Here is an 11,968-nt window from a genome sequence, read left to right on the forward strand (position 1 = left end):
GCCGCTCCGAAACCGCCCGTTTCCCCTCCTGCCGCGTCGGCGGCATTGCCGCGGCCGATGGTGTGGCTGCACTGGCTCACCGTGCTGTGCCTGGTGCTGGCGGCGGGGCTGATCCTGCTGCGCGAAGAGGTCGACGGCCGCATGTGGCGGCAGTGGCTGCTGGAAGGCCACCGCCACTTCGGCCTGTTCGTGCTGGGCCTGTTCTGCCTGCGCGTCGCGCTGCGGATGCGCCTGGGCAAGCGCCACGACCCGGAGGCCGGCTCGGCGCTGATGCGTTTGCTGGCCGGCGCCACCCACGTGGTGATGTACGCGCTGCTGCTGACCCTGCCGGTGCTGGGCTGGGCGCTGAGTCAATCGATGGGCAAGCCGGTGCATCTGTTCGGCGCGACCCTGCCCGAGCTGGTCGCGCCCGATCCCGATCTCGCCGACAGCTTGGGCGCCTGGCACGTGGACGCGGCCTGGCTGCTGCTCGGCCTGATCCTGCTGCACATCGGCGCGGCGCTGTGGCACCACCTCGTGCGCCGCGACGCCGTGCTGCAACGCATGGTGCCGTTCCTGCGCCGCCGCTGAGCCGCGTCTCCCGTCACCTCGTTTCCGTCCGTCGCCGCACCCACCCGCCCGCCAAAGGACCTTCCGCATGCACCAGGCCCCGTCGTCCCCCTCCACCTCCTCCCGCAGCGACAGGACGCGCGGCACCGAGCAGGCGCTGCTGTGGTCGGCGCTGGGCTCGCTGCTGCTGGTGCTGAGCCCACGCGCCGCCGCGGTGCCGGCGTTCGCGCGGCAGACCGGCTCGTCCTGCGCCGACTGCCACATCGGCGCCTACGGCCCGGCACTGACCCCGTACGGCATGCGCTTCAAGCTCGGCGGCTACACCGACAGCGACGGCAACGGCACCAAGATCCCGGCCTCCGCGCAGCTCACCGCCAACCGCAGCGTGCCGGCGCGCGGCGAGAGCCGCACCCGCTTCAGCGAGGCCGACCTGTACCTGGCCGGGCGCATCACCGACAACGTCGGCGGCTACGTCAAGGTCGCCACCACCAACAACGGCAAGAACGACTACACCACGCGCCTGGACAACGTCGACCTGCGCGCAGTGGTCAAGAGCTTCCAGCTCGGCGGCAGGGACACCCTGCTCGGCGTCAGCGTCAACAACAATCCCGGCAGCCAGGACCCGATCGGCATGCTGCCCAACGCCTCCGGGCTGGGCCCGGCCTCGGCCTATTCCAGTTCGACCACCCTGCTCAACCAATCCTCGCTGTCCAACCGGGTGATCGGCACCAGCGTCTACGGCCTGTACGACCGCAACTGGTACGGCGAAGTCGGCACCTACACCGCCCTGCCGGTCTCGACCCAGGACGACCTCGGCTACGCCATCGGCGGCGATCCCGGCAAGCTCAGCGACACCGGCTACCTGCGCCTGAGCTACATGAAGGACCTCAAGCGCCAGTTCTTCTCCGCCGGCGTGGTCGCACTGACCACGCGCCGGCAGTTGCCGCGCAGCACCGGCCCGCGCGACGACTTCACCGATCTGGGCTACGACCTCAACTACCAGTTCCTTGGCACCCGCGAGCACATCCTCAAGCTCGGCTACCTCAACATCTACGAGCGCCGCCGCTACGGCAGCGCGCTGATCGACCCGACCGACCCGGCCCTGGCCGGCCCGCGCCGGGCCAGCGTGCGCGACCAGTCGATCAGCCTCAACTACACCTACAAGCAGAGCTACAGCCTGCTGCTGGCGCACTTCATCAACACCGGCTCGGACGATCCGTTCCGCTACCGCCCGTACGGCGCGCCGGACACCACCAGCAACCTGATCAGCGCCTCGTGGGCGCCGTTCGGCAAGGACGACAGCTATTCGTCTATCTCCAACCTGCGCCTGTCCGCGACCTGGTTCCGTTTCAGCAAGTTCAACGGCAGCACCGGCAACGTGTTCGGCGCTACCCCGGTCACTCGCCCGCGCGACCTCAACCAGTTCGCGCTGAGCCTGAGCCTGGCCTTTTGATCCCCCGCACGGAGCTTCCCCCCATGAAACGCACCAATGCCCTCCCCCTGTGCACCCTGCTGGCCGGCCTGCTGCCGCTGGCCGCCGCGGTGGCGCCGTCCGCGCATGCCGCCGGCGGCGCGCCCGGCGCCGGCGTGTTCGCCAGCGAATGCGCCGAATGCCACAGCGCCGCACCGGCCAAGAACAAGAAGGGCCCGACCCTGTTCGGCGTGGTCGGGCGCCGCGCCGGCAGCGTGCCGGACTACGCCTATTCCGACGCGATGAAGCAGAGCCAGTGGACCTGGAGCGACGACAAGCTGCGCAGCTACCTGTCGCAACCGGCATCCAAGGCCCTGCCCGGCGGCAAGATGAAGTACGACGGACTGGACGATCCAAAGCAGTTGCAGGACCTGATCGCCTACCTGCACAGCCTGCATTGAACTCGCTGCCCGATCGGGTCATATTCGGCGCCCCACGGGCCGGCCGTCGCGTCGCGCCCGTGCCCGATTCCTGACCTGCGAGCACCGAGCCACCGTGCGTGTTTTCCCTGCCGTCCGCGGCGCTTCGTCGCTGCTGCCCGCCGCTACCCAGCGCTGCGGGGCGGGCCGCGCATGCTGAACGCGCACGCGGTCCCGCCGAGCGCCGCATCCCGGCGGTCAGTGCATCCAGGCGTCGGCGCGGCCCTGGCCGTGGGCCTTGCGCTCGCCGCCCTGCACGCGCCGGCGGCAATGGCCGGCGACGTCGGCGGTGCCGCCGGGATCAGCTCGCAACTGGTCGATCGCGGCATCGCCGTGACCCGCAGCACCCCGACCCTGCAGGGCGCGCTGTTCTGGCTGCCGGCGCCGGGCTGGTCGCTGAGCGGCTCGGCCAGCGTGGCACTGGACGCGCCGGGCAAGGTGTTGATGGGCAGCGCCGGCCTGTCGCGCGGCTGGACCCTGTCCGACAACTGGCAACTGCAGGCCGAAGCGCTGCTGTACCGCTACCCCGGCCGGCGTGTCGACCGTCCGTTCAACCGCGACGAGCTCAGCCTGGGCTGGAGCTACCGCGACCGCCTGAGCCTGTCGCTGGCCGCGTTCCGCCTGCCCGACAGCGGCCTGCGCCAGCGCTGGTACGGCGCGCTCGACCTCACCGCGCACCAGCCGCTCCACGGCGCGCTGTCGCTGTCGGCCGGGGTCGGCGTCAGCCAGGCGCCGCCGGCCCTGTACGGACTGGAGTACGTGGCGCACTATCGCTACGGCCACGCCGGGCTGATCTGGAACGCCGGGCGCTGGAGCGTGGAGGTGGACCGCATGTTCAACGACACCCACGGCGGCGCGAACCACGGGATCTGGCCCTGGGTGGCCAGCGTCTCCCGCAGCTTCTGATCCGAGCGCAACCTTTCCGTGCCGCCCCGGCACATACCGGTGCCCGTTGCCACACCTGCCCCCATGAACGACACCGACCTGCTCGGCGATGCCACCGACCGCATGCTGCTCCGGCGCATGGCGGCCAGCGACCGCGAGGCGCTGACCCGCCTGTACCGCGCCTACCACGGCCGCCTGTGCCGGTTCCTGTCGCGGCTGACCCGGCGCCCGGACATCATCGAGGAAGCGATCAACGACTGCTTCTGGATCGTCTGGCAGAAGGCGGGCGACTTTCGCGGCGATTCGCAGGTTTCGACCTGGATCATGGGCATCGCCTACCGCTGCGGGCTCAAGGCGATCCGCCACCACAGCGACGACGCCATCGACGATGGCGTGGCCGCCGAGGACCACGCCGCGGCGGCGGACCCGGACGAGGACCGCGAGCTGCGCGACTGGCTGGGCAAGGGCCTGGAACGCCTGTCGGCCGACCAGCGGCTGGTGGTGGAACTGGTCTACGGCCTCGGCCACAAGCTGGAAGAGGTCGCCGCGATCATGCAGTGCCCGGTGGGCACCATCAAGGCCCGGCTGTTCCATGCCCGGGTCAAGCTTCGCAACGTGTTGCCGGGATTGGCCGGCGACGCGTCCACGCTGACGGAGAGCGCGTGATGAAAACGGGCTTCAATGAGCCAGGCAACGAATGCGCGCATGCCTGGGAACTGATGCCGTGGGTGCTGCAGGACAGCGCCACGGAAGACGAGAACGAATGGCTGGTCGCGCACCTGGCCAAGTGCCAGCACTGCAGCGCCGAGTTCGCCCAGCAGAGCCGCCTGCGCATGGCGATGACCCTGCCCAGCGACGTGCCGGTGGACGCCGAGGCCGGGCTGCAGCGCCTGCTGCAGCGCCTGGACGCGCCGGTCCCCAAGCCGCAGCCGCAGCGCAGCCGCACCAGCTGGACCACGCGGGCGCTGGTTGCCGCCGCCCTGCTGCAGGCCGTGGGCCTGGGCGTGCTGGGCGTGCGCCTGTCCGCCGAGCATGAGCGCAGCACCGCCTACCGCACCCTCAGCGACGCCACGCAGCCGCTGGCGGCCGACGCGATCCGGGTGGTGCCGGACGCACGCATGACCCTGGCCGACTGGGATGCGCTGTTGCGCAAGCTGCAGCTGCGGGTGATCGGCGGCCCCAACGCCGCCGGCGCCTACACCGTGGTGCCGATCCAGGCCGGGTCGGCGGCGCAGCCGCAGCGCAGCGTGCAGCAGTTGCGCGCCACCGCCGGCATCCGCCTGGCGGAGCCGATCGCCGCGCCATGAAGCTGCATCTCGCCAGCCTGCTGTTCGCCTGCCTGGGCCTTGGCGCCTGTGCCCACGCCGCGCCGGCGGCCGTCGCCGATCCTGCGCCCGCGGCCAAGGCGCCCAGCCTGGATCCGTCGCCGGCGCTGGACAGCCAGCGCCAGATCGTCCTCGCCGTGGCCAACCCGATGGCCGCGCCGAGCCGCCACGCCGGCTCCAATCTGCTCGGCTACGCCTCGGCCCGCTACTACGGCGCCGGCACCCAGGCGGTCGCCACCCTGGACGCGCTGAACAAGCGCTACGGCCTGCGCCAGGTCGCCGGCTGGCCGATCAAGGCGCTGGGGCTGTACTGCGTGGTGCTGGAGCCGGCGCCGGGCAGCGACCGCGCGGCGCTGCTGGCGCAATTGGCCAAGGATGACCGCGTGGCGCTGTCGCAGCCGCTGCAGGACTTCGGCACGTATTCGGCCGATAGCCAGGCCGCGGCGGCGGCGCCGGCGCAGCCGCTGCGCTACAACGACCCCTACGTGGACATGCAGCGCGGCTTCGCCGCCACCAATGCAGCCACCGCGCAGACGCTGAGCCAGGGCCAGGGCGTGGACGTGGCGATCGTCGACACCGGCGTGGACACGTCGCATCCGGACCTGCGCGGACGCCTGCGCAACACCCGCGACCTGGTCGCCGCCGATCCGGGCGCGTTCAACCGCGACCACCACGGCACCGAGGTCGCCGGCATCATCGCCGCCGGCAGCAACAACCACCTGGGCATCGTCGGCATCGCGCCGAAGGCGATGCTCGACGTGTACAAGGCCTGCTGGTATCCGCAGCGCCCCGGCGCCGGCGCCGGCTGCAACTCCTTCACCCTGGCCAAGGCGCTGGCGGCGATCGGCGACACCCGCACCCGCATCATCAATCTCAGCCTGGGCGGCCCGGCCGACCCGCTGCTGCGCAAGCTCATGGAACAGTTGCTGCGCGACGGCCGCATCGTGGTCGCGGCGATGCCGCCCAACGGCCGCATGGACGGGTTTCCCGATGGCATTCCCGGGGTGATCGTGGTGCGCAGCAGCGCCGCCACGCCGGCACCGGCGGGCGTGCTCAGCGCGCCGGGCGAGGACATCCTCACCACCCAGCCAAACGGTGGCTACGACTTCACCTCCGGCTCGTCGATGGCCACCGCCCACGTCAGCGGCGTGGTCGCGCTGCTGCTGGCGCTGGCGCCGCAACTGGACGCGCGCAGCGTGCACGACCTGCTGCTGCGCACCAGCCGCACGCGCGACGGCCTGCTGCAGGTGGACGCCGCCGCCGCCGTACAGGCGTTGCCGCGTAGCGCTCCCCTCGCCCGCTGAGGTCACCCCCATGCGTTCCTGGATCCCGCTCTGGTTGCACCGGCTCGGCGCGCCGCCGACCTTCTACCGCGTGGCCGGCGCGGTGCGTCCCTGGAGCCTGGCTGCGGCCATGCTGTTCGGCGCCGTGGCCTGCTACGGCGGGCTGGTGCTGGCGCCGCCGGATTACCAGCAGCACGACGCCTACCGCATCCTCTTCGTGCACGTGCCGTGCGCGTGGATGAGCCTGTTCGTGTACGCGGCGATGGGCGTGGCCGGCCTGGTCGCGCTGGTGTGGCGGGTGAAGCTGGCGGAAATCGCCTGCATGGCCTCGGCACCGATCGGCGCCGCCTTCACCTTCGTCACCCTGTGCACCGGCTCGCTGTGGGGCCGGCCGATGTGGGGCACATGGTGGACCTGGGACGCCCGGCTCACCTCGGAACTGGTGCTGTTGTTCCTGTACCTGGGCGTGATCGGCCTGCAACGCGCCATCGACGACCCGCGCCAGGGCGCGCGCGCCGCCGCGCTGCTGGCGCTGGTCGGGCTGATCAACCTGCCGATCGTGCATTACTCGGTGGTCTGGTGGAACACGCTGCACCAGGGCTCCACGGTATGCGTGCTCGGCCCGTCGAAGATGCCGCTGTCGATGCTGTGGCCGCTGCTGACCGGCGTGGTCGCCAGCAAGTGCTACTACATCGCCAGCCTGTGCGGGCGCATGCGCAGCGATCTGCTGTCACTGGAGCGCGGCAAGGCCTGGGTGCGTGCGATTGCGCTGCAGGCCGCGCCGGTGTCGACGTCGCCGGCGGACACCGCGCCGCGGCCCGCGGAGCACGCGGCATGAGCGGGTTCTGGGCGATGGGCGGCTATGCCGTCTATGTGTGGAGCGCGTACGCGCTGGCGCTGGTGGTGCTGCTCCTGGACAGCCTGCTGCCGCGCCGCCGCCAGCGCCGGCTGCTCGCCGAGATCCGTGCGCAAGTGGCCCGCGAACAGGTCCGCCGTGCCCGCGGCAACGCGGCCACCAACGGAGCGCACGATGCATCCCACCCGTAAGCGCCGCCTGCTGCTGGTGCTGCTGTTGCTCGGCGCCGCGGCGCTGGCCACCGGCCTGTTCGTGCTGGCCCTGCAGCACAACATCAGCTACCTGTTCACGCCGAGCCAGGTGCAGGCCGGCGCGGCCAAGGATTACCGGGTGTTCCGGCTCGGCGGCATGGTCAAGGCCGGCTCGATCACGCGCAGCGCCGATTCGCTGCAGGTGCGGTTCACGGTGATCGACAAGGCTGGCGCCACCGCCGTCGCCTACACCGGCATCCTGCCGGACCTGTTCCGCGACAACCAGGCGGTGATCGCCACCGGCTCGATGCAGGGTGCGCGCTTCGTCGCCACCGAAGTGCTGGCCAAGCACGACGAGACCTACATGCCGCAGGAATTGAAGGACGCGATGGCGCAGGCGCATGCCGATCGCGCCCACGTCGGCAACACCTCGGCGGCTGCTGCGGCGACCGCACGACCATGAGTCCGATCGCGTCCCACCGCGCCGGAGTAGCCGCACCATGAGCGCCGAACTCGGCCAATGCGCCCTGATCCTGGCCTTGCTGCTGGCCCTGGTGCAGGCCGTGCTGCCGCTGCTCGGCGCCTGGCGCGGCCAGCGCGCCTGGATGGCGGTGGCGCGGCCGGCCGCCTACGCCCAGGCCGGTTTCGCCTGGCTGGCCTTCGGCCTGCTCGCTTACGTGTTGCTGCAGCTGGATTTCTCGGTGCGCTACGTCGCCGCCAACGCCAACCTGGCGCAGCCCTGGTACTACCGGCTGGCCGCGGTGTGGGGCGCGCACGAGGGCTCGCTGCTGTTGTGGATCGCCATCCTCAACCTGTGGACGGTGGCGCTGGCGCGCAGCAGCCGGCACCTGCCGGAAGCCTTCGCCGCGCGCGTGCTCGGGGTGCTCGGGCTGATCTCCAGCGGCTTCCTGGCCTTCGTCCTGTTCACCTCCAATCCGTTCGCTCGGCTGTCGCCGATGCCGCGCGACGGCAGCGAACTCAACCCGGTACTGCAGGACCCGGGCATGGTGTTCCACCCGCCGGTGCTGTACACCGGCTACGTCGGCTTTTCGGTGGCCTTTGCCTTCGCCATCGCCGCCCTGCTCGGCGGCGAACAGCAGCAGGCCTGGGTGCGCTGGGCGCGGCCGTGGACCAATGTCGCCTGGGGCTTCCTCAGCGCCGGTATCGTCGCCGGCAGCTGGTGGGCCTACGCCGAGCTGGGCTGGGGCGGCTGGTGGTTCTGGGATCCGGTGGAGAACGCCAGCTTCATGCCGTGGCTGGTCGGCGCCGCGCTGATCCACACCCAGGCGGTCACCGAGAAACGCGGCGCGCTCGGCGCCTGGACCCTGCTGCTGTCGATCCTGGCGTTCTCGCTGTCGTTGCTGGGCACCTTCCTGGTGCGCTCCGGCGTGCTGACCTCGGTGCACGCCTTCGCCGCCGACCCGCGCCGCGGCCTGTACATCCTCGGCTTCCTGGTGCTGGTGGTCGGCGGCTCGCTGCTGCTGTACGCGCTGCGCGCGCCGCGCCTGGCCGCGGGCAAGCCGTTCGCCGCGCTGTCGCGGGAGACCGCGATCCTGATCGGCAACCTGATGCTCAGCGTGGCCGCGGCGATGGTGCTGCTGGGCACACTGTTCCCGCTGCTCGGCGATGCGCTGCGGCTGGGCAAGATCTCGGTCGGGCCGCCCTACTTCGGCCTGCTGTTCCCGCTGCTGATGCTGCCGGTGGTGCTGCTGCTGCCGTTCGGTCCCTACCTGCGTTGGGGCCGTACCGACCCCGGCGCACTGCGCGCGGTGGCCGCGCGCGCCGGTCTGGCGGCACTGGGCTGCGCACTGCTGGCGTGGTTGCTGAGCGCGGGTACGCTGCGCGCGGTGGCCGGCGTCGCGGCCGCGGCCTGGGTCGGCGTCGGCACCGCGTTGTATGCGCTCACCCGCTGGCGCAGCGCACCCCGCGGCCGCCGCTTCCCCGCCGAACTGGCCGGCATGCTGCTGGCGCATGCCGGCGTCGCGGTGTTCGTGGCCGGCGTGCTGCTGTCGGAAAGCCTGTCGGTGGAACGCGACGTGCGCCTGGATCCCGGCCAGAGCGCCCAGGTCGGCGCGCATGCCTTCCGCTTCGATGGCGTACGCCTGGTCGACGGCCCCAACTGGAAGGCCGAGCAAGGCACGGTGAGCGTGCTGCGCGACGGCGCCGTGGTGGCGGTGCTGCATCCGCAGAAGCGCCTGTACAGCAGCGACCGGATCCAGACCGAGGCGGCGATCGATGCCGGCGTGCTGCGCGATCTGTACGTCGCGCTGGGCGAACCGGTCGACGACCAGCACATCGAATACGGCTGGACCCTGCGCCTGTACGACAAGCCCTTCATCCGCTGGATCTGGGCCGGCGGTCTGCTGATGATGCTCGGCGGCTTCGTCAGCGCCGGCGCGCGCCGCCTGCGCGCGCAACCGGTCGCGGACAGCGCCGCCACGCCGGCCGCGCTCGCCGGAGCCGCGCCATGAGCCGGCTGCTGCCGCTGGCTGGCTTCCTGCTGCTGGCCGCGTTGTTCGGGTTCGGCCTGTGGTGGAGCCGCAGCCACGATCCGCGCGAGGTGCCCTCGCCGCTGATCGGTAAGCCGGTGCCGGCGTTCGCGTTGCCGCGCCTGGACCGGCCGGAGCTGCGCAGCGGCAGCCAGGAACTGCGCGGTCGCCCGTATCTGCTCAACGTGTTCGGCAGCTGGTGCATGGCCTGCAGCGAGGAGCACCCGCTGCTGATGGCGAAGGCCCGGCAACTGGGGGTGACCCTGGTCGGTTACGCCTACCGCGACGATCCGCACGATACCGCCGCCTGGCTGGCGCGGCGCGGCAATCCGTATGCGCTGGTACTGGTGGACGCCGATGGCCAGCGTGCGATCGATCTGGGCGTATACGGCGCACCGGAAACCTTCCTGATCGATGCCGACGGCGTGGTCCGCTACAAGCACGTCGGCGTGCTGACGGCGCAGGTGCTGGCCGATGAGCTGCGCCCGGCGATCGCGTCGCTCGACGAGGCGCGGCGATGAGCGCGACCGTCGCACGGACGTGCCGACGCACGCCATGGTGGCGATTGCTGGTGCTGCTGTGGCTGCTGGGCGGTGCAGTGCCGGCGCTTGCCCAGGCGGTAGACCCGTTGCCGTTCAAGGACCGCGCGCAGGAACAGCGCTTCCAGCAACTGACCGCGCAGTTGCGCTGCCTGGTCTGCCAGAACGAGAACCTGGCCGATTCCGACGCCACCCTGGCGCGCGACCTGCGCCACCAGGTGTTCGCGCAACTGCAGGCCGGGCGCAGCGATGCGCAGATCAAGCAGTACATGGTCGATCGCTACTCGGCCTTCGTCCTTTACGACCCGCCGCTGGCGCCGGGCACCTGGCTGCTGTGGTTCGGGCCGGCACTGTTGCTTCTGGGCGGTGCCGCGATGGTGCTGGCGACGCTGCGGCAACGCCGCCGCGCCATCGGCGCCGCGACGGCGGACGCGGATGCGGAGGACGCCTGGTGACGCCCGGCTTCCTGCTCGCCGCCGCGGCGATGCTGGGCATCGCCCTGTTCGCGGTGCTGCGTCCACTACTGGTCCAGCATTCCGGCGCATCTGCGCAACGCGGCGTCGCGTTGCTGCTGGCGCTGAGCCTGCCGCTGCTCGGTGCAAGCCTGTACTGGCGCATCGGCACGCCGACGGCCCTGGCCGGCGTCCCGCTGCAACCGCTGCCGCCGGTCGCGCCGGACCAGACCGCGCAACGGCTGCAAGGTTGGCTGCAGCAGGCCTGGGACGCGCAACAGGCGCAGCGCCCGCACGAAGCGCAGCAGGCCTTTGCGCAGGCCCTGTGGATCGCCCCGGCCAATGTCGAGGCCCTGCTCGGCTGGGCCGAGACAGACATGGCGCAACACGCCGATCTCACCGTCGGCAGCGCCGCACGCGCCATGCTCGACCGCGTGCTGGCGCAGCAACCGGACAACCAGCGCGCCCTATGGATGCGCGGCATCGCCGCCTTCCAGCAGCAGCGCTATGCCGATGCGGCCAACGACTGGCGCCACCTGCTGAGCCTGTTGCCCGCCGGCTCGCCGTTGCGCAACGCGGTGACGCAGAAGATCGCCGCCGCCGAAGCGATGCTCGCCGCACCAGCCGCGGCGACCACCACGCCGCGCTGATGCCACTACGCCGAACGCGGCTGCCGAATCTGCGCTTAATTAAGTACCTTCGGAATCAAGTGCCTTCGGAGCCGCAGGCTTTTTTCGTGTACTTGTAATCAACCAGCACCCATCCGCCTCCGTTGGAGTTGGAAACGAATTTGTAGCTCCACGACTGGGAGACGCCGCCAGTGCAGTTCGATACGGAATATGTGTCTCCGGGCTGCCCGGGCGGTAGCGGCGTTGGCGGCGCATCTCCTGGCGCCTGCGGACGCACGCGACCGTCAGTGGTCCGGGTGTACGTAACAGTGACGTCGCGGAGCTTGTCGACTTCCCCAATCAGATGCCCGTTGACGTACTGGGCATGCTGTTGAAGCCAGGCCACGACGGCCTGCTTTTCGGGAGATTGGTCGGTGTAGGTCGTCGTGGTCGTAACAATGACGGGCGACGAGGTGGCGGCGCCAGCAAAGAGTGGCGCGGCGAGAAGATGGACCGCAAACACTACTCTCCACAGGTTCTTGGCGACGTTCATGACCTGATCTTCCCTGGCGGACGGATGCTTCTCAAGGACGCTATTCGCTTTCTCTGATCAGCCGCAAGAGTTGACGCGACGTGTCTACCAAACAACCCATCAGAAGCGGCCCTGCAGATGGCCGAGCAATGAACGTGCGTGCGCGCGATCAGAATAGGCCACGGGATCATGACTGGCACGCCGCCGGCCGCCTGGAAATCAGCTGGTCGAGAAGAAAGCGAATGCAGCGCTGCGTGGGGAAAAGCCTGTTTCACCATTCCCTATGCCACCGCTCGGCGGCCTCAAGTCGCTTCTGTAGGACTCCGCTTATCACTCACACCCTGCGGACACAACAGCGCCAGCCAGGCC

15 protein-coding genes are annotated in these 11,968 nt (G+C 70.7%); 14 read left to right on the forward strand and 1 reads right to left on the reverse strand.

Going from position 1 to position 11,968, the window contains the following annotated elements:
* The first annotated feature begins 57 nt into the window (after window positions 1–57).
* The 14 genes from QN245_RS10445 (at window position 58) to QN245_RS10510 (ending at window position 11,109) form a co-directional block, all read left to right on the forward strand.
* Window positions 58–570 carry a cytochrome b gene (locus QN245_RS10445; protein WP_317845350.1) on the forward strand — a complete coding sequence of 171 codons (513 nt, stop codon included), beginning with the start codon at window positions 58–60 and terminating at the stop codon, window positions 568–570.
* A gap of 67 nt (window positions 571–637) precedes the next feature.
* Window positions 638–2,002, forward strand: coding sequence for a cytochrome C (locus QN245_RS10450; RefSeq protein ID WP_317845261.1), 1,365 nt, complete (start codon window positions 638–640; stop codon window positions 2,000–2,002).
* A 23-nt stretch (window positions 2,003–2,025) separates the two neighbouring features.
* Window positions 2,026–2,421 carry a c-type cytochrome gene (locus QN245_RS10455; protein ID WP_184447940.1) on the forward strand — a complete coding sequence of 132 codons (396 nt, stop codon included), beginning with the start codon at window positions 2,026–2,028 and terminating at the stop codon, window positions 2,419–2,421.
* 249 nt (window positions 2,422–2,670) lie between these two features.
* A complete protein-coding gene (locus QN245_RS10460) occupies window positions 2,671–3,345 on the forward strand; it encodes a hypothetical protein (protein WP_317845262.1) in 675 nt (224 codons plus the stop codon).
* A 63-nt stretch (window positions 3,346–3,408) separates the two neighbouring features.
* A complete protein-coding gene (locus tag QN245_RS10465) occupies window positions 3,409–3,990 on the forward strand; it encodes an RNA polymerase sigma factor (RefSeq protein ID WP_017913785.1) in 582 nt (193 codons plus the stop codon).
* The gene (locus QN245_RS10470; RefSeq protein ID WP_317845263.1) at window positions 3,990–4,631 is read left to right on the forward strand and encodes a zf-HC2 domain-containing protein; all 642 of its coding nucleotides are present in this window, start codon (window positions 3,990–3,992) and stop codon (window positions 4,629–4,631) included. The genes QN245_RS10465 and QN245_RS10470 overlap by 1 nt, the downstream gene beginning before the upstream one ends.
* Window positions 4,628–5,953 carry a S8 family serine peptidase gene (locus QN245_RS10475; protein WP_317845264.1) on the forward strand — a complete coding sequence of 442 codons (1,326 nt, stop codon included), beginning with the start codon at window positions 4,628–4,630 and terminating at the stop codon, window positions 5,951–5,953. The genes QN245_RS10470 and QN245_RS10475 overlap by 4 nt, the downstream gene beginning before the upstream one ends.
* Before the next feature lie 10 nt (window positions 5,954–5,963).
* Window positions 5,964–6,770: a heme ABC transporter permease gene (locus QN245_RS10480; protein WP_317845265.1), complete on the forward strand. Its 807-nt coding sequence runs from the start codon at window positions 5,964–5,966 to the stop codon at window positions 6,768–6,770.
* Window positions 6,767–6,979, forward strand: coding sequence for a heme exporter protein CcmD (gene ccmD / locus QN245_RS10485; protein WP_317845266.1), 213 nt, complete (start codon window positions 6,767–6,769; stop codon window positions 6,977–6,979). Before QN245_RS10480 ends, ccmD begins: the two co-directional genes overlap by 4 nt.
* A complete protein-coding gene (gene ccmE / locus QN245_RS10490) occupies window positions 6,963–7,442 on the forward strand; it encodes a cytochrome c maturation protein CcmE (RefSeq protein WP_317845267.1) in 480 nt (159 codons plus the stop codon). The genes ccmD and ccmE overlap by 17 nt, the downstream gene beginning before the upstream one ends.
* A gap of 37 nt (window positions 7,443–7,479) precedes the next feature.
* A complete protein-coding gene (locus QN245_RS10495) occupies window positions 7,480–9,450 on the forward strand; it encodes a heme lyase CcmF/NrfE family subunit (RefSeq protein WP_317845268.1) in 1,971 nt (656 codons plus the stop codon).
* Window positions 9,447–9,989 (forward strand): DsbE family thiol:disulfide interchange protein, encoded by a 543-nt coding sequence (locus QN245_RS10500; RefSeq protein WP_184447945.1) that lies wholly within the window; start codon window positions 9,447–9,449, stop codon window positions 9,987–9,989. The genes QN245_RS10495 and QN245_RS10500 overlap by 4 nt, the downstream gene beginning before the upstream one ends.
* Entirely contained in the window at window positions 9,986–10,462 is a 477-nt protein-coding gene (locus QN245_RS10505) for a cytochrome c-type biogenesis protein (RefSeq protein WP_317845269.1), read from the forward strand. The genes QN245_RS10500 and QN245_RS10505 overlap by 4 nt, the downstream gene beginning before the upstream one ends.
* Window positions 10,459–11,109: a tetratricopeptide repeat protein gene (locus tag QN245_RS10510; protein WP_317845270.1), complete on the forward strand. Its 651-nt coding sequence runs from the start codon at window positions 10,459–10,461 to the stop codon at window positions 11,107–11,109. The genes QN245_RS10505 and QN245_RS10510 overlap by 4 nt, the downstream gene beginning before the upstream one ends.
* A gap of 55 nt (window positions 11,110–11,164) precedes the next feature.
* Here the strand turns inward: QN245_RS10510 and QN245_RS10515 are convergent, their stop codons facing one another.
* Window positions 11,165–11,620, reverse strand: coding sequence for a hypothetical protein (locus QN245_RS10515; RefSeq protein ID WP_317845271.1), 456 nt, complete (start codon window positions 11,618–11,620; stop codon window positions 11,165–11,167).
* Between the last annotated feature and the right edge of the window lie 348 nt (window positions 11,621–11,968).

The sequence above is a fragment of the Xanthomonas rydalmerensis genome (assembly GCF_033170385.1).
Classification (GTDB): Bacteria; Pseudomonadota; Gammaproteobacteria; order Xanthomonadales; family Xanthomonadaceae; genus Xanthomonas_A; species Xanthomonas_A rydalmerensis.

Bases quoted from the DNA above. Each gene is read 5' to 3' on its own strand.
- QN245_RS10445 (WP_317845350.1), top strand. From the start codon at position 58: ATGGTGTGGCTGCACTGGCTCACCGTGCTGTGCCTGGTGCTGGCGGCG.
- QN245_RS10450 (WP_317845261.1), top strand. From the start codon at position 638: ATGCACCAGGCCCCGTCGTCCCCCTCCACCTCCTCCCGCAGCGACAGG.
- QN245_RS10455 (WP_184447940.1), top strand. From the start codon at position 2,026: ATGAAACGCACCAATGCCCTCCCCCTGTGCACCCTGCTGGCCGGCCTG.
- QN245_RS10465 (WP_017913785.1), top strand. From the start codon at position 3,409: ATGAACGACACCGACCTGCTCGGCGATGCCACCGACCGCATGCTGCTC.
- QN245_RS10470 (WP_317845263.1), top strand. From the start codon at position 3,990: ATGAAAACGGGCTTCAATGAGCCAGGCAACGAATGCGCGCATGCCTGG.
- QN245_RS10475 (WP_317845264.1), top strand. From the start codon at position 4,628: ATGAAGCTGCATCTCGCCAGCCTGCTGTTCGCCTGCCTGGGCCTTGGC.
- QN245_RS10480 (WP_317845265.1), top strand. From the start codon at position 5,964: ATGCGTTCCTGGATCCCGCTCTGGTTGCACCGGCTCGGCGCGCCGCCG.
- ccmD (WP_317845266.1), top strand. From the start codon at position 6,767: ATGAGCGGGTTCTGGGCGATGGGCGGCTATGCCGTCTATGTGTGGAGC.
- ccmE (WP_317845267.1), top strand. From the start codon at position 6,963: ATGCATCCCACCCGTAAGCGCCGCCTGCTGCTGGTGCTGCTGTTGCTC.
- QN245_RS10495 (WP_317845268.1), top strand. From the start codon at position 7,480: ATGAGCGCCGAACTCGGCCAATGCGCCCTGATCCTGGCCTTGCTGCTG.
- QN245_RS10500 (WP_184447945.1), top strand. From the start codon at position 9,447: ATGAGCCGGCTGCTGCCGCTGGCTGGCTTCCTGCTGCTGGCCGCGTTG.
- QN245_RS10505 (WP_317845269.1), top strand. From the start codon at position 9,986: ATGAGCGCGACCGTCGCACGGACGTGCCGACGCACGCCATGGTGGCGA.
- QN245_RS10515 (WP_317845271.1), bottom strand. From the start codon at position 11,620: ATGAACGTCGCCAAGAACCTGTGGAGAGTAGTGTTTGCGGTCCATCTT.